The sequence below is a fragment of the Rhizobium sp. BK619 genome (assembly GCF_014195245.1).
Classification (GTDB): domain Bacteria; phylum Pseudomonadota; class Alphaproteobacteria; order Rhizobiales; family Rhizobiaceae; genus Rhizobium; species Rhizobium acidisoli.
In genome coordinates this window covers 140,423-157,963 of sequence record NZ_JACIBH010000018.1, presented here as the reverse complement: position 1 = coordinate 157,963, position 17,541 = coordinate 140,423, and the positions used below count along the sequence as shown (strand labels likewise).

Annotated in this window: 20 protein-coding genes; 7 read left to right on the top strand and 13 right to left on the bottom strand. The window is 62.4% G+C overall.

What is annotated here, in order from left to right; genetic code table 11:
* Positions 1-124 precede the first annotated feature (124 nt).
* Entirely contained in the window at positions 125-712 is a 588-nt protein-coding gene (locus tag FHX14_RS30085; protein WP_003587738.1) for a DUF1214 domain-containing protein, read from the top strand.
* On the top strand, positions 705-1,253 hold the full coding sequence (locus tag FHX14_RS30080; RefSeq protein WP_003587740.1) for a membrane protein: 549 nt from the start codon (positions 705-707) through the stop codon (positions 1,251-1,253). The genes FHX14_RS30085 and FHX14_RS30080 overlap by 8 nt, the downstream gene beginning before the upstream one ends.
* 13 nt (positions 1,254-1,266) lie before the next feature.
* Here the strand turns inward: FHX14_RS30080 and FHX14_RS30075 are convergent, their stop codons facing one another.
* Positions 1,267-1,434, bottom strand: a complete 168-nt coding sequence (locus FHX14_RS30075; protein WP_003578079.1) for a hypothetical protein — start codon at positions 1,432-1,434, stop codon at positions 1,267-1,269.
* 538 nt (positions 1,435-1,972) lie between these two features.
* On the opposite strand from FHX14_RS30075, the gene FHX14_RS30070 reads away from it, so the two are divergent.
* Both FHX14_RS30070 and FHX14_RS30065 read left to right on the top strand, forming a co-directional pair.
* Positions 1,973-2,179 (top strand): hypothetical protein, encoded by a 207-nt coding sequence (locus FHX14_RS30070; RefSeq protein ID WP_003569406.1) that lies wholly within the window; start codon positions 1,973-1,975, stop codon positions 2,177-2,179.
* A 250-nt stretch (positions 2,180-2,429) separates the two neighbouring features.
* Positions 2,430-3,479, top strand: a complete 1,050-nt coding sequence (locus FHX14_RS30065; RefSeq protein WP_184380654.1) for a DUF2336 domain-containing protein — start codon at positions 2,430-2,432, stop codon at positions 3,477-3,479.
* 21 nt (positions 3,480-3,500) lie between these two features.
* Here FHX14_RS30065 and FHX14_RS30060 read toward each other — a convergent pair whose 3' ends face one another.
* Together FHX14_RS30060 and FHX14_RS30055 are read right to left on the bottom strand one after the other, a co-directional pair.
* On the bottom strand, positions 3,501-3,845 hold the full coding sequence (locus FHX14_RS30060) for a DUF1491 family protein (RefSeq protein ID WP_184380652.1): 345 nt from the start codon (positions 3,843-3,845) through the stop codon (positions 3,501-3,503).
* Positions 3,846-3,892: 47 nt separating this feature from the next.
* Entirely contained in the window at positions 3,893-4,867 is a 975-nt protein-coding gene (locus FHX14_RS30055) for an oxidoreductase (protein ID WP_184380650.1), read from the bottom strand.
* Between the two features lie 97 nt (positions 4,868-4,964).
* Here FHX14_RS30055 and FHX14_RS30050 point away from each other — a divergent pair, with 97 nt between their 5' ends.
* A complete protein-coding gene (locus tag FHX14_RS30050; protein WP_246713497.1) occupies positions 4,965-5,927 on the top strand; it encodes an AraC family transcriptional regulator in 963 nt (320 codons plus the stop codon).
* A 172-nt stretch (positions 5,928-6,099) separates the two neighbouring features.
* Here FHX14_RS30050 and FHX14_RS30045 read toward each other — a convergent pair whose 3' ends face one another.
* Positions 6,100-7,023, bottom strand: a complete 924-nt coding sequence (locus FHX14_RS30045; RefSeq protein WP_012557038.1) for a peptidoglycan-binding domain-containing protein — start codon at positions 7,021-7,023, stop codon at positions 6,100-6,102.
* A complete protein-coding gene (locus tag FHX14_RS30040) occupies positions 6,995-8,536 on the bottom strand; it encodes a HAMP domain-containing sensor histidine kinase (RefSeq protein WP_184380648.1) in 1,542 nt (513 codons plus the stop codon). Before FHX14_RS30040 ends, FHX14_RS30045 begins: the two co-directional genes overlap by 29 nt.
* 452 nt (positions 8,537-8,988) lie before the next feature.
* Here FHX14_RS30040 and FHX14_RS30035 point away from each other — a divergent pair, with 452 nt between their 5' ends.
* A complete protein-coding gene (locus tag FHX14_RS30035) occupies positions 8,989-9,483 on the top strand; it encodes a DUF5330 domain-containing protein (RefSeq protein WP_184380646.1) in 495 nt (164 codons plus the stop codon).
* Positions 9,484-9,832: 349 nt separating this feature from the next.
* Complete coding sequence (locus FHX14_RS30030) at positions 9,833-10,255, top strand: SufE family protein (RefSeq protein WP_003587751.1); 423 nt, start codon at positions 9,833-9,835, stop codon at positions 10,253-10,255.
* Between the two features lie 213 nt (positions 10,256-10,468).
* On the opposite strand, the gene FHX14_RS30025 is transcribed toward FHX14_RS30030, so the two are convergent.
* From FHX14_RS30025 to FHX14_RS29990, 8 genes are all read right to left on the bottom strand, one after another.
* Positions 10,469-10,900, bottom strand: a complete 432-nt coding sequence (locus tag FHX14_RS30025) for a MucR family transcriptional regulator (protein ID WP_003569414.1) — start codon at positions 10,898-10,900, stop codon at positions 10,469-10,471.
* Between the two features lie 440 nt (positions 10,901-11,340).
* Entirely contained in the window at positions 11,341-11,673 is a 333-nt protein-coding gene (gene mnhG / locus FHX14_RS30020) for a monovalent cation/H(+) antiporter subunit G (protein WP_003587752.1), read from the bottom strand.
* Positions 11,670-12,020, bottom strand: a complete 351-nt coding sequence (locus FHX14_RS30015; protein ID WP_003587754.1) for a cation:proton antiporter — start codon at positions 12,018-12,020, stop codon at positions 11,670-11,672. The genes mnhG and FHX14_RS30015 overlap by 4 nt, the downstream gene beginning before the upstream one ends.
* A complete protein-coding gene (locus FHX14_RS30010; protein ID WP_003587756.1) occupies positions 12,017-12,490 on the bottom strand; it encodes a Na+/H+ antiporter subunit E in 474 nt (157 codons plus the stop codon). Before FHX14_RS30010 ends, FHX14_RS30015 begins: the two co-directional genes overlap by 4 nt.
* On the bottom strand, positions 12,487-14,040 hold the full coding sequence (locus FHX14_RS30005) for a Na+/H+ antiporter subunit D (RefSeq protein ID WP_184380644.1): 1,554 nt from the start codon (positions 14,038-14,040) through the stop codon (positions 12,487-12,489). The genes FHX14_RS30010 and FHX14_RS30005 overlap by 4 nt, the downstream gene beginning before the upstream one ends.
* A 250-nt stretch (positions 14,041-14,290) precedes the next feature.
* Complete coding sequence (locus tag FHX14_RS30000; RefSeq protein ID WP_003587760.1) at positions 14,291-14,668, bottom strand: Na+/H+ antiporter subunit C; 378 nt, start codon at positions 14,666-14,668, stop codon at positions 14,291-14,293.
* Positions 14,668-15,087: a Na(+)/H(+) antiporter subunit B gene (locus FHX14_RS29995; RefSeq protein WP_012557033.1), complete on the bottom strand. Its 420-nt coding sequence runs from the start codon at positions 15,085-15,087 to the stop codon at positions 14,668-14,670. The genes FHX14_RS30000 and FHX14_RS29995 overlap by 1 nt, the downstream gene beginning before the upstream one ends.
* Entirely contained in the window at positions 15,087-17,447 is a 2,361-nt protein-coding gene (locus FHX14_RS29990; RefSeq protein ID WP_184380642.1) for a putative monovalent cation/H+ antiporter subunit A, read from the bottom strand. The genes FHX14_RS29995 and FHX14_RS29990 overlap by 1 nt, the downstream gene beginning before the upstream one ends.
* Positions 17,448-17,541: the final 94 nt, after the last annotated feature.

Sequence of the window (17,541 nt, the reverse complement as noted above, 5' to 3'; positions counted from 1 at the left end):
GGTTAGGGTGAGGGGCAGGCATCGGCGTTAACCGGACAGATCGGCGTCCATGTCGTCGCATGGCATTCCACCCTGCCAGAATCAGTGGTAACCCTTCATCTGATATGGTTTCCAAGGTCTTGACGTGTTTCGATTCCCCCTCTTCATCCTGGTCACGCTGATCGTCGCCTTCGGCGGCGGGATCATGATTTCGCTGTATGCGCTGGATGCGACGCAGGGTTTCGGGGCGATCAAGCTCGGTGCCTGGGAGGCCTTTCCGGCGCTGCAAACGGTCGATGCCGATCCTTATGCCAAGTCGCACCGGGCGCGCGCCGGCAAGCTGCTCTACGGCAGCGCCGAGGGGCTGACCTTCACGGCGAGCGTCGACGACGACGGTGCGCGGCTGAATGCCGGCTGCCGTTACCGCATCAGCGGGCAAACGCCGCCTGCCCGGCTCTGGACCCTCTTTACCGCCGACAATGGCGGCAATCCGGCAGCGGTGAAGACCGGGCATCCCGCAGCGCTGAATTCCTGGACGGTGCTGCGCCAGCCGGACAGCAGCTTCTCGATCGACATTTCAGCCGCGGCTCAGCCCGGCAACTGGCTGGCCTTGCCTGAAGCCGGCACCTTCCGGCTGGTGCTGACGCTGTTCGATACGCCGACCGCCGGCAGCTCCGGGGTGATCGACCTTGCCATGCCGAAGCTCACCAAGACCGGATGCGGCAATGCTTAGGATCTTCTTCGCCATTCTGACCGGCCTTTTCGGCGCAGCGCTGCTGCACCTCGTCATCATCCTGTCGCTGCCGCATTTCACCGGCAAGGATGCGGCGACCCGGGTGGAGGCGGAGGGCGACCTCAACAATTTCACGCTGCTCGGCGGCCAGTATGACGAGGCAGGCCTTGCCAATGGCGACCCCTTCGTGCGCACCGCCGTCTGCTCCTTCGACGTCGAGGATGCGCCGGTGCATTTCACCGCCAAGGGCAATGTGCCCTTCTGGTCGATCGCGATCTACGACAGCGCCTCCAACGAGGTCTTCAGCATGAACGACAGGACCTCGGTCGGCGGCGCGCTCGATGTGCTGGCCGGCGGCCCGATCCAGCTTACCGACCTGCGCAAGAACCTGCCGCAGGAATTGCAGCAGGCGATCCTGGTGGAAATGGCGCGGCCGGACGGCTATGCCGTGCTGCGGACGCTGGCGCCGCAGGCAAGTTTTAATGAGGCGGCGCGGAACTTCCTGACGGAAGCCGGCTGCGAGCAATTTAGCGCCCGCTAAAGTTGAACGGACGTTACTTCTTGTTGACGCGCGGCGCGGGCGCCGGGCCATGCCTAGGGCTCTCGGCCAGCCGCTCGTAGCGGACGCCGGTGAACCAGAGGATCTTAGCTTCGCGGGGCTCTTTGTCCGGGCGGCGCGGCGCCCGCGGCTGCCGATCCGCCAATGCGACTACTATTGCCATTCTCGTCTCCATGCACTGCCCGAGACGGATGAACTTACGATGGATTTCACCCTGCCCGCCAATGTGCGAGCCGGCGCGTCCTGCGGTGGCGGAGTGACCGAACCGAGGGCATTCGCGCCTTTCCCACGGCACCTGGTTGAAATACCGTGATCAGGAGTTTCAACGATCCAAACACTCAAATCGCGTCGTTCCCATCCGAATTGAGACAGATGACAGTTAACAGTTTACTAATATTCGGCGGAAGCCAAACACAGTTCACGTTACTTCCTCTGTAACGCGCGAAGAGTTGATTTGGTTTCACGCGCCCGCCCAAGGCCCCGACCGGAACTCGAAGTATAAAACAAGAAGTAAATCATATAGTTGAGAAGAGTTCGGCATACTTACCCGGTGGCAAAGGGGCAATGTTGCAAAAATGCTTCATGAAAATATTTAATTGCAGCCGACTCCGATACGCGTATGGTTGCTCCAGTCGATCACGCATTTCCGGCCCCGATCGATCGCGGATATTCACGCTCTTGCCGGAATGCGGAGGCTAGCGATGTCTTTGCTGGTGAATTCATATTTCTCGCCTGACGATCTCGACGTTCTGCGCGGTGCGCTCGATGCCTGGTGCGCGGAACGGCGCGTCGACATCAAAAGCGTCGAGGCGCAGTATGCGGCATCGGCGGCACTCGACCTTTATCAGGCCGGTCACGACAGCCGCGAAAAACTGCTGGACGCGCTGCGCGATCGCAAGGCCGCCTGACCTTTCCCTTGTGATGCCAGCGATGAGCAATCGTCGCAGTGCCTCTTCAAACCAGACTTATGATGTTCCCGGCCAATCACATGGCGACACGCGCCGCGTGTATATTTCTGGCGCATTTTAATAAAATCTTCAGTATGCATTAACCCTACCGGTGTAGGATTTGTTCATAACCCATGTGGCCCGGCATGCGTTCCGCCAGCGCATATCGGCCCCGTGGTTCCCCTTGGTTCGGCGTTTTCGGGGTGTTCTTGTGCGTGACCGGTTTCGAGACCTAGAGGGCCCATTGGCCGTCAGGAAAAAGGACGTGGTATTGATGGCGACCGTCAGCAGTTTCGAGAACCTGTCTCATCCGACACGGTCCGAACTGCGCCAATTTGCCGAGCTTTTCATGCCGCTCTTCCAGGCCTCCTCCGACGAGGCCAAGCGCCAGGCGGTCGCGGCGCTCTCTCAATGCGAAAACATGCCGGCGGCCGTGGCGCTGTTCATCGGCAACCAGCCGATCGAGATCGCCGCCCCTTTTCTTGCCGCCTCCAAGGCCATCGCCGACGATACGCTGATCACCATCGCGCGCATGCAGGGTGCAGCGCATGTCAAGGCGATCGTCAGCCGCGATTCACTCTCGCCGAAGGTCATCGATGCGCTGGTGGCGCTGCGCCAGAGCCAGCCGCGGTCGGCCGCCGCACCGGCGCCGATGGCAGAATCACAGACGGTGCCGCTTTCGCCGGCGCCTGGAGAGAGCAACGAGGCGGATGCGCTGCAGGAACAGCGGGTTGCCAATGAAGAGGCGTTGCGCGAGCGTATTCTCGGCCTTGCCGGCCATCTCGGCCGGGCCGACGAGGACAGGCTCGGCCTGCGCACGCTCACCGACATTCAGGAGGCGCTGCTGGTGCGCTTTGCCCGCTCACGCGAGGCGATGCATTTCGCAACAGCGCTGGCCGATGCGCTGTCGGCCAGCCGCTGGCTTGCCGAGCGCATCATGCTCGATCTTTCCGGCCAGCAGCTCGCGACGACGCTGACGAGCCTCGGCATGGGCTTTCTTGACGCCGTCTTCGTGCTGGAAAAGCTTTATCCGCATCTTGCCGAACAGCAGCACAATGTCACGCGCGGCTGGATGGTGCTCGATGCGCTCGATCCGGAAGAATGCCACGAACGGGTGGAAGCCTGGCGCCGCGCCGATCGCTACACCTACAAGCCCGAGGTGGCCAATCCGCCCGCCTCTCAGGAAACGCCGAACCACCGCTTCCTCAATCAGGCGCCGGCGCAGCGCGACATGCGTGTCCTGGGGCGGCGGTCCCGCTGAGATCGGCAGACCCGCCGGCCCTCAGCCAACCCGCGCAAGCGGGATCATGTCTCCCAGTTCCTCCGCCTCGAGCTCGACGATCCACAGATCGGGGTCGAACCGGCGTTCCCGCTCCAGCATGGCGCGCACCGCTTCCGGCTCGCTGCGCGACAGGCGGATCTCGAACAGACGGTCGCCCGCCTCACCTTCGCCGAAGGCGGTCTGCGGCGCCGGCGCATAGAGCGTTTCCAGGCCGTCGCGAAAATGCTGGCGGATGAAGATCGCCCCCGCCTCCTCCGCACCCTTCTTCTCGACGGCGGCAAAATCGCCGCTGGCGAAGACACGGCGCAGGAGGGCGGAAACGAAGATGTCGGCGCGTAATCTCATCGGCGCGGTATAGACCGGGCGGCCAGCGGCGGCAATCCGGCTGCCCACTAGCTGGCAATGAAACCCGTCAGCCGCTCACTTAGCTGCCAGAGGCGCTCGGCGAGTTCCGGATCGGTTGCCCAAGGACGGACACCGAGCATCTCGGTCGAATCGCCGGGGACGGCAGTGGCGATATTGCAGTTCTCGCAATAGACGCCGCCCAAACCGTCGAGCTTCTCGCTGACGGCGCACCAGACTGTGGTCGAGGCCCCCTGCTCTACCGTCTTCTTGTTGTTTTCCGGATCGATGACCGGCTGGCCATGCTCGTCGACATAACCGCTCGCCTTGAGGAACTCGCCCGATTGGTGACGGACCAGATTGGTGGTGACGATACCACCGGGATGCAATGAGAAGGCTCTGATACCGTACTTCGCCCCCACAGCGTCCAGTGACACGGCAAAGAGAGCATTTGCCGTCTTCGACTGGCCATAGGCGAGATAGGGGGCGTACTCACGGTTCTCGAAATTCGGATCGTCGAAATCGACGCCGGAGAAGACGTGACCGCGCGAGGAGACCGCGACGACGCGCGCACCCTCGGCCTTTACCAGCGCCGGCCAGAGGCGAGCAGCGAGCTGGAAATGGCCGAGATGATTGGTGGAGAATTGGGACTCATATCCCCGGGCGTCACGCGTCAGCGGGTTCGCCATCACGGCGGCATTGTTGATAAGAAGATGCAATGGCGCACCGCTTTCAAGAAAGCGGTCGGCGAAGTCGTCGATCGAGCCGGGATCCATCAAGTCTAGCATTTCCAGCGCAAGGCCGGGAATGTTTTCCACGGCAGCCTTGGCTTTGCCGAGATTGCGGGCGGGGACGATGACCTTGGCGCCGGCTTCGGCAAGCACACGAGCCGTCTCAAAGCCAAGACCGGAATAACCGCCGGTGACGACCGCCACCTTGCCTGAGAGATCGTGCCCGGCGATGACCTCCGCCGCGGTCGAGGCGGCGCCGAAGCCGGAAACGATGGGAGCCTGTGGGGTGGACATGATATGCCTCCGTGCTTGCGTGATGGCCTTGTATACGTCCGCGAAACGGGATTCTGAATGCTTGCAAATCCCGATTTCCTGCTCCATCGTTCAAAAAATGACCAGTGACCCGCTCTCTGAAATGCTCAATCTGCTCGATGCGCGCTGCCTTGTGTCCGGCGGGCTGATCGCCGGCGGCGCCTGGGCGCTACAATTCCCCCGGCCGAACAGGATCAAGATCAGCGCCGTTGCCAAAGGCCGCTGCTGGCTTTTGCTCGACAATGGCAGTGAACCGATTCTCCTCGAGGCAGGCGACGTTGCGCTTCTGAACGGCCGGCACTCCTTCATCCTGGCGAGTGACCTTGCAGTTGATCCGACCGATGCGGTCGGCGCCTTCAAAGAGAAGGTCGACGGCATGGCGCGCCACGGCGTCGGCGAGGATTTCCATTATCTCGGCGGCCATATCGCGCTTGGACCGCAGGGCATGGAACTGCTGTCCGACGTGCTGCCGCCGATCATCCACGTGCGCGCTGCCCTTGCCGAAGCCGGCGTGCTGCGCTGGCTGCTCGACCAGTTGGTGCGGGAGATGGCGGCAAAGCGGCCAGGCGCGCTGCTCGCCTCGACCCAGCTTGCGCAGTTGATGTTCGTCCAGGTGCTGAGGGCGCACATCATGAGTTCGGCGCCTATGACGGTCGGGTGGCTCCGAGCCTTCGGCGACGATCGTATTGCGCCGGCGTTACGGCTGATGCACGGCGATCCGGGCCGATCCTGGCAGCTTGGCGAACTGGCAAGGGCTGCCGGCATGTCACGCACGAGCTTTGCGTTGCGGTTCAAGACAGTGGCGGGGGTTGCGCCGCTCACTTACCTCACCGGCTGGCGCATGCGTCTTGCCGAACGCGAGCTGCGGGAGGGCGGCATGCCGGTTTCGGCGCTGGCGCTTTCGCTCGGCTACACATCCGAAAGCGCCTTCAGCAACGCCTTCAAGCGGATGACCGGCATCGCGCCGAAGCGCTATCGCGCGGCGATCGCCCGCGAAGCCGGGCCGATCGATTGGTGGTGGATGTCGAGGGCCAGGCAATGACGGCATATTATCGGCCGTTGAAGGCGGCATCTTAGAAGAGTGTCAAAGGCTTTCGGTCGACGTCAGGTTCTAAATCGCGCCGCAGCAAACTTGATTCATGCGACGCGCTTTAGCTCATTGTTTTATGCATGTCGTTATCCCGGAACCGCTGCACACTTCCGGGCGACATGCATTAAATCGCGCCGATTTCCTTGAGTTTTTTCAGCACCGCCTGGGTCGGCTCGCCGTTTTCGGGCAGGTTGTAGTGCTTCTGGAAATGGCGGATGGCGGCGCGGGTCTGCTCGCCGGCGACACCGTCGACGCCGACATTGGCATAGGCCATGTTGGAAAGGCCCTTCTGGATCTTCAGCACCAGATCGACATTGGTAATTTCGCTTGAGGGAACCTGCTTTGCGGATGACGGAGCGGTTTTGACCGTCTTTTCGGCGCTGCGGATCGCTGCTGCGACCGGGTCTTCCGCCGCCGCCTTCGAGCTTACATCCTCGGGCGGCTTTTCCGCGGGAACGGTCGAAGGGCCTGATGCATCGGTCTTCAGCGCCGCCAGCACCTCCGGCGTCGGATCGCCGGTCTGGGCCATGCCGACGGTTTCCTCGAAGAAGAGGATGGCTGCACTGGTGCGTGGGCCGATGACGCCGTCGGGTATGCCGTTATAGAGGCCACGGCGCACCAGTTGCTGCTGGATGTCCATGACGAGCTGGCTCGGCTGCTGGCCGGGCGCGGCTGGCGCCGGCGTTGCGTTGGTTGTGGTCGCGCCATCCTCCGGCCGCTCGATGCGGAAGGTGGTGACGTCGCCCTGCTGCTCCTCGGCTGGGCGGCGGGCGCCGAGCACGTTGGAAGACTGCGGATCGCGGGTGCGGAAAATCGGGTGGGGATGCAGGCCCGGCTGATACCAGAGCGCATTGGCGGCGACGAAGGAGAAGATGACGACGAAGGTGATCGTGCCGCCGGCAACCGAGGGATTGCGGCCGATGACGCCGCCGAGCACCGAGGCGCCCTGCAGGCTGAGGCCGCCGAGGGCCGCTGCACCCGACATCAGGAGGCCCGGCTGCTGCCGGCCTCTTTTTCCCTTAGGCGATTTTCGCTTGCGCGCGGCCATCGAAACGCCCCTCCCCCAATTCTGCACCTGCATTGACCGCGCCCTTCAGCCGCGGCGGGAACTCGACAGTCGCGCCCTGGCCGGCGTCCTCGGCGCACACGGCGCCCGAGCCGTCCACCGCGATCTCGATGGTGATGATCGTGCCTTCGCCGGGCTGGCTGGCGATGGCGAAATGCCCGCCATGCAGCGCCACCAATCCCTTGACCAGGGAAAGACCAAGGCCGGTGCCTTCGAAGCGGCGGGTATAGTCGTTCTGGATCTGGACGAAGGGCTGGCCGAGCAACGCCAGCTTGTCGGCCGCAATGCCGATGCCGGTGTCGCTGACCGTCAGCTTGAGGATGCCGTCGCGCGCCGCCGCATCGACCGAGACGACGCCGCCGGCCTCGGTGAACTTTATGGCATTGCCGACGAGATTGATGAGGATCTGCTGGATGGCGCGCTGATCGGCGACGATTTCGCCGAGGCCGCGCTGGATCCGGCTCGTCAGCGTCAGGCCCTTGGTCTTGGCCTGCAAGGCCAGCATCGATTCGCAGGATTTGACCGAGCTCGCTATATCGAAAGGTTCAAGGATCAGCTCATAGCGGCCGGCTTCGATCTTGCTCATGTCGAGCATGGTGTTGACGACGGACAGGAGATGGGCGCCGGATTCGCGCACGAGGCCGACATATTCGCGCTGACGGTCGTTTTCGAACTTGCCGAAATATTCACCGATCAGGATATCGGAAAAACCGAGAATGGCGTTCAGCGGCGTGCGCAGCTCGTGGCTGACGGCGGCGAGGAAGCGCGACTTGGCATCGTTTGCCGATTCGGCATCGGCGACGCGGTTCTGGGCCTCGGCCCGCAGCTGCTGCTCGACGGAGACATCACGCAATTGGGCAATGACGGCGGCAAGTTCGCCGTCGGCGTCGCGCCGGGCCGTCATGTCCATTCTGAGATAGGCGAACTGGCGTTGATCGCGCGCGACCGGGGGCCGGTCGATGCGCAGATCGACGCACTCGGCATCCTCGCCCCGGCGCAGGCTATCGAGCGCCTGCAGGAAAAGGATGCGGTCGGAGACGTGCACCTGCTCCAGGAAGCCCCTGCCCTTGGGATCGCGCATCCAGGCGAGGAAATCGCGCCGGTCGCGGCCGCCGATCGTCGCCACACTGCCATGCGGGTCGAGGAAGAAGACGAGGCCGGGGGTGGCGTCAAGGAAGAAGTCCTCGGCCGATTGTGTCGCGATCCCGGCGGACGAGCCCTGACGCGCAAGTGCGATGCTGCCGACGGCGGAGAAGAGAAAGGCGGCGAAGACCATGGCGACCCCTGCCGGCAAGGCGACGGCCGGGCTGGTGACCGCCGAAAGGCCGATGGGAGCGGCAATAAGAGCAGCCGACGAGAACAGCACGAGGCGGCGCAGGATCGCAAGCTCGCGCTGGCGCACGGCTTCACCGCCGCCCGTCCGGGAGAGCCAGCTTGTCGCCGCCCGGTCTACGAGCGCCGTCACCCAGCCGCCAATGTTACTCAATACTCGCACGCAATACCCGCCCAAAAAGGCTGTCTATCGATCCGGACAATAGGCCCCGGCGGCTTAAAGAAAGGATAAGGCAAAAGCGCTGTTCACAGCCGGAAAGGCCCGAAAATCCCGTTTTGAAGCATCTGAAAGGCCCTTTGCCTTTTGTGGTTAATGGCAGGTAAGCGACGGATTTTCCTCATATTTCAGCATTGCGTTAACTCCTGTGGCAAGGCGAGCCGGCAAAAGCCCTGCAATTGCAAGCAGGTGCTGCCCTGATGCTTAACGGCGATCGCTCGCATTCGACTAAAATGTCCGTCAAATGCCGTTCGCTAAAATTTGAACTAAATTTGCCGCAAATGCGCGTGAGTTTCGAAAAGCGGCATTCGCAACTTGGCGGTAGGGTGAAATCACACCGGACAACCGGCCTGATTCGGCGACAAGAACCGAACGGGAAAACAGGATGGGCAACGACAATGTGGTTTCTGATCAAAGGATCCTTCTGGTTTGGCCTTGTGCTCGTGCTTCTTTCCGTCTTCAGCACGGAGAGTTCCGACAAGTTCGCCAGCGGCCCGCAACTGCAGCTTTCCGACGCCTTTACGGCGGCAAGCGGCGCCTATGACTACCTCACCGGCATGTGCTCGGAAAAACCCGAGGTCTGCGCCAAGGGCGCCGAAACCCTCACCGCACTCGGCTACCGGGCGCGTGAAGGCGCCCACGTCGCCTATGAACTGCTCGACAGCCAGTTCCAGGACGAGACGCCGGCGACGGCAAAACATACCGAACCGCAAATGCCGGTGGCTCTCACCATGCCCTCGCTTACCGCACCCGCCATCCAGGAAAAGGTACGCGAGGCAAAGGCCGCGCTGAACCAGCCAATGCCCTACCGCCCGCCGGTCGAAGATGACGCCTCCGCCGAGACGGTTGTCACCGGCGCGATCCCGCTGCCGACGCCGAAGCCGGCGATCTGAATTTTCCAAGCTTGCATCGGTGGCCCGCATGACGCGGAAATGCCCCATGCCTGACGTGCCTGCCCTGTTTAATTCAGCATGTTGCTGCGCCGTGAGGATGCCCATCCCTCACGGCGTTTCTTTTTCATGCATGTCCTCAGCACGCGTGCCGCGGTTCCGAGAGAACGACGTGCATAAAAACAAAGAATTGAAGCGTGTCGCATCAATCCTGTTCGACGTGACGCGCTTTAACGGTTCAAATCCGCCGGTCTTTCACCTATATGCAGTTTAGAGCTTTTCCTGGCGCATTCCGGACGCAAAACCGCTGTGCACTTTTGCTGGAAGAGCTTTAATAGTGAAAGGCTTTCCCATGGCATCCCTCGACCAGATCATCGACGACTTCGCTTTCCTGGACGATTGGGAAGACCGCTACCGCTATGTCATCGAACTCGGCAAGGCGCTGCCGGACCTGGCCGAGGAGAAACGCACCTCCGAAAACAAGGTGATGGGCTGTGCCAGCCAGGTCTGGCTGGTGACGCATACGACAGGCGATCCCGACAACCCGGTCATGAGTTTCGAGGGTGATTCCGACGCCCATATCGTCCGCGGCCTCGTCGCCATCGTGCTTGCCACCTATTCCGGCAAGACGGCGTCGGAGATCGCCGGCCTCGATGCCTTCGAAATCTTCTCGAAGATCGGCCTGGTGGAGAACCTGTCATCGCAGCGTTCGAATGGACTGCGATCGATGGTCAACAGGATCCGCGAGGAAGCAAAGCTTCGCGCCGCGGCCTGAACGCGCTTGCGATCAAAGGTTCTGAGCAATGCCGCGCGCACCGCGATTCGGAGAGCGCTGCGATCGACGAATCAGTACATTAACACTTGCTGATAGTATAGGAATACATTCAACGGCTGCTGGTAAAGCATAGCGCGGCGGCGGCGCCGCAAGCACAGACAGAAAAGCCGGGCACAAGACCCGGCTTTTGTCGTTGATGGCTTTCGAAAAAGCTCAGCCGCGGCCGCGCTTGCGGCGCTGACCCAGGCCCATTTCCTTTGCCAGACGCGAACGCGCTTCGGCATAGGCGGGCGCTACCATCGGGTAGTCGGTCGGCAGATCCCACTTCTCGCGGTATTCTTCCGGCGAGAGGCTGTGATGCGTCATCAGGTGACGCTTGAGGGACTTGAAGTTGCCGCCGCATTCCAGACACGTGATCTGCTCGTCCTGTACGGACTTGCGGACAGAGACTGCAGGCTTCTGTTTTTCGACGATGGCCGCAGCAGGCTGCGGTACGGACGTGTTGCTCAGTGCCGAATGCACGTCGGAAATCAGATTTGCCAGGTCGCTGACCGGGACAACATGGTTGCTGACATACGCCGCGACGATGTCGGCTGTCAGTTCCACAAGCAGCTCCGGCGCATTGCCGGTCGCCATTTCCGTCATATTTTTTCTCCTGTTAGCATGCTCAAACGGCCCTTGACTGTTACGTCAAAGACCCGCCTCGTAGAAGCGAACAGCAAAAGCACGGGAAGCGACCTTCTGTTTCGAAAAACGCGAAATCCACCCCTAGATTCCGAAGAGCGAGACCTGTTCTAATACTGCCTGGCTGCAAATCACTACGTCATGCCCCAGGCGATGGCCCCAGTTTAGACATAAAAAATCAAAACTGAGAGACTTGGAAGCAGTACGATTGCGATTCACAATCAGAACTCTACTTGCATTTTCAAATACCATCGTTTGGTCGAAAGGCCAATTATTATTTGTCGTTTTTCTTGAGAAAAAATGACAGATGAAGAATTAAGGCGCGTTCTGGCAAGCTTTACTCACAGCTTCCTGTGCATAAGTTTTGCATAAATCTGGTAAAGCAGCGAAACAGCACAGGCTCAGCGCTTGCGCATATCGTCGCGGACCGAGACGGCGCCGAGCGCATATCCCGAAAGGTGGGCGGCTCTGGCCAGCAGATGGGCGGAGACCGGCGCCGTCAGCAACAGGAAGACGAAGCCGGCAATGGCGCGGGCGAGAATCGCCAAATCCTGCGAATAGAGCCCGGCGGCAAGAAGCAGCAGACCGCAACCAACCGTCCCGACCTTCGAGGCCGCGTGCATGCGTGTATAGAGATCCGGCAGCCTGACCAGGCCGATCGCTGCCGAAAGAGCAAAGAGCGCACCTGACATCAGCAGCAAGGCAGTGATGCCGGCCAGGATATAATCCATCATCGCTTCTTCCCTCCCGCACGCTTTTTGGCGTTAGCCTTTGCCGGAGATGCGGACGCCGGCGTTTTGATGTTGCCGCGCGACAGCACGAATCGGGCGAAGGCGACCGTTGCCAGGAAACCGACGAGGCCGAGCGAAATGGCGATATCGATATAGAGCGAAAATCCGGTTTTGACCGCGATGACGGCGATCAAACCGATGGCGATGCCGGTCAGCATATCGAGGGCGAGGATGCGATCCGGCAATGTCGGGCCGGCGACGACGCGCCAGACCGTCAGTATCAGCGCCAGGCCGAGGATGATGAGTGCAGCCGAGGATGCGGCCGCGACGATGGCGGCAGGTGTGATCACCGAAAAGCCTCCATGATCTTGCGTTCGAAACCATTGGCGATATCGCGCTTGGCTGTCTCGGGCTCGGAACAATCGAGCGCGTGGACATAGAGCGTGCGGCGATCTGTGGAGACATCGACCGAAAGCGTGCCGGGTGTCAGGGTGATGAGGTTTGCCAGCAGAGTGATCTCGAAATCGCTCGTCACCGTCAGGGGGAAGGCGAAGATGCCGGGCTTCAGCTTCATGTCGGGCGAGAGAATGGTGAGCGTGACCCTCCAGGCGGACAGCGACAATTCCTTCAGGAACAAGAGGGCGAGCGAGAACACCAGGCTGGCGCGGCGCAGATATCCCTTGCCGCCGAAGGGTTCGCGGATGATGGCGAGGGAAAGGGCGGCAAGCAGGAAACCGAGAACGAGATTGTGCAGCGAGGCGCTGCCGGTGACGGCGACCCAGGCAATGGCGAGCAGCAGATTGAAGACAAAGGCGATCACCTGATGCCTCCGGGAAAGACCGAATGAACATAGGCTTCCGGATCGGCAAGGCCGGCGGCCGCCGATTGCGACAGCGCCAGCAGCTGTTCCGGCAGGATGCCGAAGCCGACGACCAGCGCCGTCAGCGCGGCAAGCGGCAGGCCGGCACGCCAGAGGGCTGTAACCGGTTTCGTGGCCATCGGCGCCGGCCGCCAATAGGCGAGCAGAAAGAGGCGTCCGAAAGCGATCGTCATCAGAAAACCGCCGGCGAGGATGACGGCCGCCAGCCACCAGGAGCCGCTATCGAGCGCGGCCTTGACGAGAATGACCTTCGGCCAGAAGCCGGAAAAGGGCGGCAGGCCGCAGGCGGCAAGGAAGAGCACAAGGGAGAGCGCGGTAAAGCCGCCGCTTTGGCGATAGAGGCCGCCGAGCCCCGACAATAAAAAGCCGCCGCCGCGCCGGGCGATTTCACCAGCGGCAAGATAAAGCGCCGTCATCAGCACCATGGAATGGAGCGCGTAAAAGACTGCGCCGCTGATGCCGCCGCCCGTACCGCCAAGTGCGACGCCCGCAAGCATATTGCCGATGCCCGATATGACGACATAGCCGAACAGCCTGCGGATATCGTTTTCGGCAAGCGCGCCGAGCGCGCCGACGAGGATGGTCGCGGCGGCGATAAACGCGATCAGCAGGCTCAATTCCTGGCGCTCCATCGGCAGCAGCATGACCACCACCCGGATCAATGCGTAAATGCCGACTTTGGTGAGCAGGCCGGCAAACAGCGCCGAGACCACGATGCGCGGCGTATGGTAGGCGGCGGGCAGCCAGAAATTGACCGGGAAGGCAGCCGCCTTCATAGCGAAGGCGAGCAGGAAGAGACTTGCCAGCGTCATCAGCGGCGCCGTGGCGCGCAAATCCCTCGCCCTTACGGCGATATCGGCCATGTTGAGGGTGCCGAAGACGGCATAAAGGATGCCGACGCCAACCAGAAACAGCGTCGTGGCGATCAGGTTCAGCACCGCATACTTCAGCGCGCCATCGATCTGCTGACGTTCGGAGCCGAGGATGATCAGCCCGAAGGAGGAAATCAGCAGCACCTCGAACCAGACATAGAGATTGAAGACATCGCCGGTGAGAAAGGCACCGCTGACACCGGCCATCAGCAGCATGAGCAGCGGAAAAAACCCGTATCGCCGGCCGCTGTCACCGATATCGGTCAGCGCATAGATGCCGGCGGCGAGCGCCGCAAGGGCCGAGGTGAAGGCCATCAGCGCCCCGAAGAGGTCGATGGTGAAGGCGATACCGAAGGGCGGCAGCCAGCGGCCCATGACCATGGTGAGCGGCCCTTCGGCCACGACCTTGGCCAGCAGCGCCGCATCGATCAGCGCCAGCAGCGCAAGGCCCGATATGGCCAGCCAGGCCTGCAGGCGGGGGTAGGCGCGCAGCATCAGCAGGACGGCGCCGAGCGTGATGCAATGGGCGACCGGCAGGATGGCGAGCCAATGGCCGAGCGGTACCGGGGCGGTGATCAGGGCGGCGGAGAGATCGACGGCGGAGGTGGGAGCGGCCATCAGGCGTGGCCTTTGGGAACGCGAGGGGCGGGCTGTGAGGTACCCCCCTCTGCCCTGCCGGGCATCTCCCCCACAAGGGGGGAAATCGGCAAGACGCGCCCGCTTGCCGATATATCAATTGCACCGCAAGCCACTTCGCTTATCTCAGGGACCTGACGAGGGTGAGACTTCGCCCCCAGCCGATCTCCCCCCTCGTGGGGGAGATGCCCGGCAGGGCAGAGGGGGGTAACCACCAGCACCGACATGATCCTCAATACCCCAATGGCGGCAGCGGCCGGTCGTCGGGCTCGGCGGCGCGCATTTCGCTGGTGTCGTCGGTCCCGAGGTCCTGGTAGGCGCGGTAGGTCAGCACCAACAGGAAAGCGAGGAAGGAGAAGGAGATGACGATCGCCGTCAGGATCAGCGCCTGCGGCAGCGGGTTGGCGGTGCCGGCGGGCAGGCTGTCGAGACCTGCCGGGATGATCGGCGGCACTTCGCGCGTCAACCGGCCTGATGTAAAGAGCAGCAGGTTGACGGCATTGCCGAGGATGGCGATGCCGAGCATGATGCGGATCGTGAATTTCGACAGCATCAGATAGATGGCGGCAGCGAAAAACAGGCCGACGAGGATTGCCAGAAGCGGCTCCATCATTCCACCTCCTTTTCTTCCAATGTCAGCGCAATCGAGGTGATGGCGCCGAAGACGACGAGATAGACGCCGACGTCGAAGAGCATGACGCTCGACAGCGGCACTTCGAGACCGAAAAGGTTCGGATAGACCCAGAGGCCGGTCATGAAGGGAACGGCAAAAAGGATGGAGAGAAGACCTGATACCGTCGACAGCAGCAGGCCGAAGCCGGCGATCGACAGCGGGTGGAAGAAAAGCGCGCGGCGAACGGCGGCAACGCCAAGAGCAATGCCATAGATCGCCAGTCCCGAAGCGGCGATCAGCCCGCCGATGAAGCCGCCGCCCGGCTCGTTATGGCCGCGCAGCAGCACGAAGACGGAAAAAAGCAGCATCAGCGCGGTGAGGAACGGGGCGACGGTGCGGAAGATCAGGGTGTGCATCAGCCCTCGGCCTCCACTGGATCATTGGCGGCAAGCTTGCGCTCGGTGCCGGCGCGGATGCGGATCAGCGCCAGGATGGCGAGGCCGGTGACCGCGACGACGGCGATTTCACCGAGCGTGTCGGTGCCGCGGAAGTCGACGATGATGACGTTGACGACATTGGCGCCATGGGCAATCGTTTTCGAATAGGCGTTGAAGAATACCGTCAGCGCATCGTTGAACGGCACCTGCGTTGCCCGCATCAGCAGAAGCGTGAAGCCAAGGCCGCAGACAAGCGCAAGCGTACCGTCGAAGAGCCTGCGGCCAAGCGGGCGCCGATCGTCCGGCGAGAGGCGGAGCCTGGTCATCACCAGGGCGAGGATGACCACTGACAGGGTTTCGACCATGAACTGGGTGAAGGAGAGATCCGGCGCCCCGAACAGCAGGAAGATGATCGCGACGGCAAAACCCTGAATGCCGAGCGAGACGATTGCCGTCAGCCGGTCGCGGGCGACGAGCACGGCGGCAAGGCCGACGGCGGCGATCAGCAAAACCGCCCATTCATAGAGCCTGACATCGGCCGGCCAGGCGGGAAGGTGTGGCAGTTCACCATAGACGACGGGGGGAATGATGAGGATGGCGGCGACGGAAAGGAAGGTGCAGGCGATATAGATCTGCAGTCGCCCCGGCTGCAGAATACGCATGGTGCGGGCGGCAAAGCGGACAAGGCCCGATATGGCAAGGTCGAATCCGTGATCCGGCCCGCGGCCGGCGGCGCGCAGGAAGATGGCCATTGCCGCGCGGGCGCGGGCGAGCTGCCAATAGACGCCGATGCCGAGCAGCACCGTCAAAGCGGAGAGCGCCAAGGGCACGCCTGGATGCAGCGCCAGCGAAATGTCGATCTCAGCAGGGGTCTGGCGGATGGCGGCTGATATCGGCGACGACAGGGCAGCGTGCGTGAAGCTCGAAAAGATCGCGGCAAGCAGGCCGAGGGTAGCGAGAACGGCCGGGCCGAGCCAGAGCAGGACGGGCGCTTCGTGCGGATGTTTCTCCGTCTCCACCGGTGGGCCGAGAAAGGGCTTCAGCGCCACGGCGAAGGCGACGGCAAACATCAACGCATTGCCGAAGACGGTGATGGCGGTGAAGGTTATCGCGCGGATATCGCCGCCGGTGAGCGCCGTATAGATCTCCTCCTTGGCGAGGAAGCCGAAGAACGGCGGCAGGCCGGCCATGGAGAGGGCCGCCGCCAGGGCGATCACCCATGTCAGCGGCATCGCCCGCCCGAGGCCGCCGAGCCTGGTGACATCGCGCGTGCCGGTCTCGTGATCGATGATGCCGGCGACCATGAACAGCGCACCCTTGAAAAGGCAATGCGCCACGAGATAGAGCGCTGCCGCCTCCACCGCATGTTCGGAGCCGAAGCCGATCAGCATGACGAGCAGGCCGAGCGAGGAGACGGTGGTATAGGCGAGCTTAAGCTTCAGGTCGGCCTCGCGGATGGCGAGCGTGGCGCCGACCACCAGCGTCAACCCGCCAAAGAAGGGCAGAAGGATTTCCCAGGCAGGGGTCGCCCCCATGACGGGATTGAGCCGCATCAGCAGATAGACGCCCGCCTTCACCATGGTGGCCGAATGCAGGTAGGCCGACACCGGCGTCGGCGCCTCCATGGCGTTCGGCAGCCAGAAATGAAAGGGGAACTGCGCCGACTTGGTGAAGGCGCCGGCAAGAACCAGGATGAGGGCAGCGAGATAGAACGGGCTTTCACGCACGGCATCGCCAAATGCCATAAGCTGCGACAGCTGCGTGACGCCCGAGATGTTCCAGAGCAGCAGCAGGCCGGCCAGCAGGCAGAGCCCTCCCCCGCCGGTGACGACAAGCGCCTGCAGGGCGGCGCGGCGTGCGGCCGCGCGCTCATGGTCGAAGCCGATCAGCAGGAAGGAGGTGATCGACGTCAGCTCCCAGAAGATGAAGAGCATCAGGAAACTGTCGGAAACGACGAGGCCGAGCATCGCCCCCATGAAGAGGAAAATGAACGAGAAGAACCGGCCCTGGTCCTTGTGTCCCTTGAGATAGCCGCCGGCATACAGCACGATCAGGGTGCCGATGCCGGTGATCAGCAGTGCGAAAGCCAGCGACAGGCCGTCGAGGAACCAGGAGAAGGAGAGATTGTAGCTCGGGACCCAGGCATAACCGCCGGCGACGACCTCGCCCCGCGCGATCGCCGGCACGAAACGCAGGAAATGCAGAAAGGCGAGCAAGGGCGCGAGCGCCAGAAGCCAGGCACCGTTGGCGCCGAAGAGGCGGATGGCGAAGGGAGCGGCAAGAGCGCCGGCGAGCGGCAGACACAGGGCCAGAAATGTCAGAGCCGTGACATCGGCCATGTCTCCTCCTCTACCGGCAACAGACGAAAGCCGGAGAAAACCGACTGCCTTCTGACTTAGGCGAAATGGTAGAGCGCCTCAAGCAATTTCGATC

What these genes read in the sequence shown, in the direction of transcription:
- FHX14_RS30060 (WP_184380652.1), bottom strand. Translation starts at nt 3,845, where the DNA reads ATGAGATTACGCGCCGACATCTTCGTTTCCGCCCTCCTGCGCCGTGTC.
- FHX14_RS30070 (WP_003569406.1), top strand. Translation starts at nt 1,973, where the DNA reads ATGTCTTTGCTGGTGAATTCATATTTCTCGCCTGACGATCTCGACGTT.
- FHX14_RS30045 (WP_012557038.1), bottom strand. Translation starts at nt 7,023, where the DNA reads ATGGCCGCGCGCAAGCGAAAATCGCCTAAGGGAAAAAGAGGCCGGCAG.
- FHX14_RS30075 (WP_003578079.1), bottom strand. Translation starts at nt 1,434, where the DNA reads ATGGCAATAGTAGTCGCATTGGCGGATCGGCAGCCGCGGGCGCCGCGC.
- FHX14_RS30025 (WP_003569414.1), bottom strand. Translation starts at nt 10,900, where the DNA reads ATGACGGAAATGGCGACCGGCAATGCGCCGGAGCTGCTTGTGGAACTG.
- mnhG (WP_003587752.1), bottom strand. Translation starts at nt 11,673, where the DNA reads ATGATGGATTATATCCTGGCCGGCATCACTGCCTTGCTGCTGATGTCA.
- FHX14_RS30080 (WP_003587740.1), top strand. Translation starts at nt 705, where the DNA reads ATGCTTAGGATCTTCTTCGCCATTCTGACCGGCCTTTTCGGCGCAGCG.
- FHX14_RS30005 (WP_184380644.1), bottom strand. Translation starts at nt 14,040, where the DNA reads ATGGCCGCTCCCACCTCCGCCGTCGATCTCTCCGCCGCCCTGATCACC.
- FHX14_RS30030 (WP_003587751.1), top strand. Translation starts at nt 9,833, where the DNA reads ATGGCATCCCTCGACCAGATCATCGACGACTTCGCTTTCCTGGACGAT.
- FHX14_RS30035 (WP_184380646.1), top strand. Translation starts at nt 8,989, where the DNA reads ATGTGGTTTCTGATCAAAGGATCCTTCTGGTTTGGCCTTGTGCTCGTG.
- FHX14_RS30050 (WP_246713497.1), top strand. Translation starts at nt 4,965, where the DNA reads ATGACCAGTGACCCGCTCTCTGAAATGCTCAATCTGCTCGATGCGCGC.
- FHX14_RS30000 (WP_003587760.1), bottom strand. Translation starts at nt 14,668, where the DNA reads ATGGAGCCGCTTCTGGCAATCCTCGTCGGCCTGTTTTTCGCTGCCGCC.
- FHX14_RS29990 (WP_184380642.1), bottom strand. Translation starts at nt 17,447, where the DNA reads ATGGCCGATGTCACGGCTCTGACATTTCTGGCCCTGTGTCTGCCGCTC.
- FHX14_RS29995 (WP_012557033.1), bottom strand. Translation starts at nt 15,087, where the DNA reads ATGCACACCCTGATCTTCCGCACCGTCGCCCCGTTCCTCACCGCGCTG.
- FHX14_RS30055 (WP_184380650.1), bottom strand. Translation starts at nt 4,867, where the DNA reads ATGTCCACCCCACAGGCTCCCATCGTTTCCGGCTTCGGCGCCGCCTCG.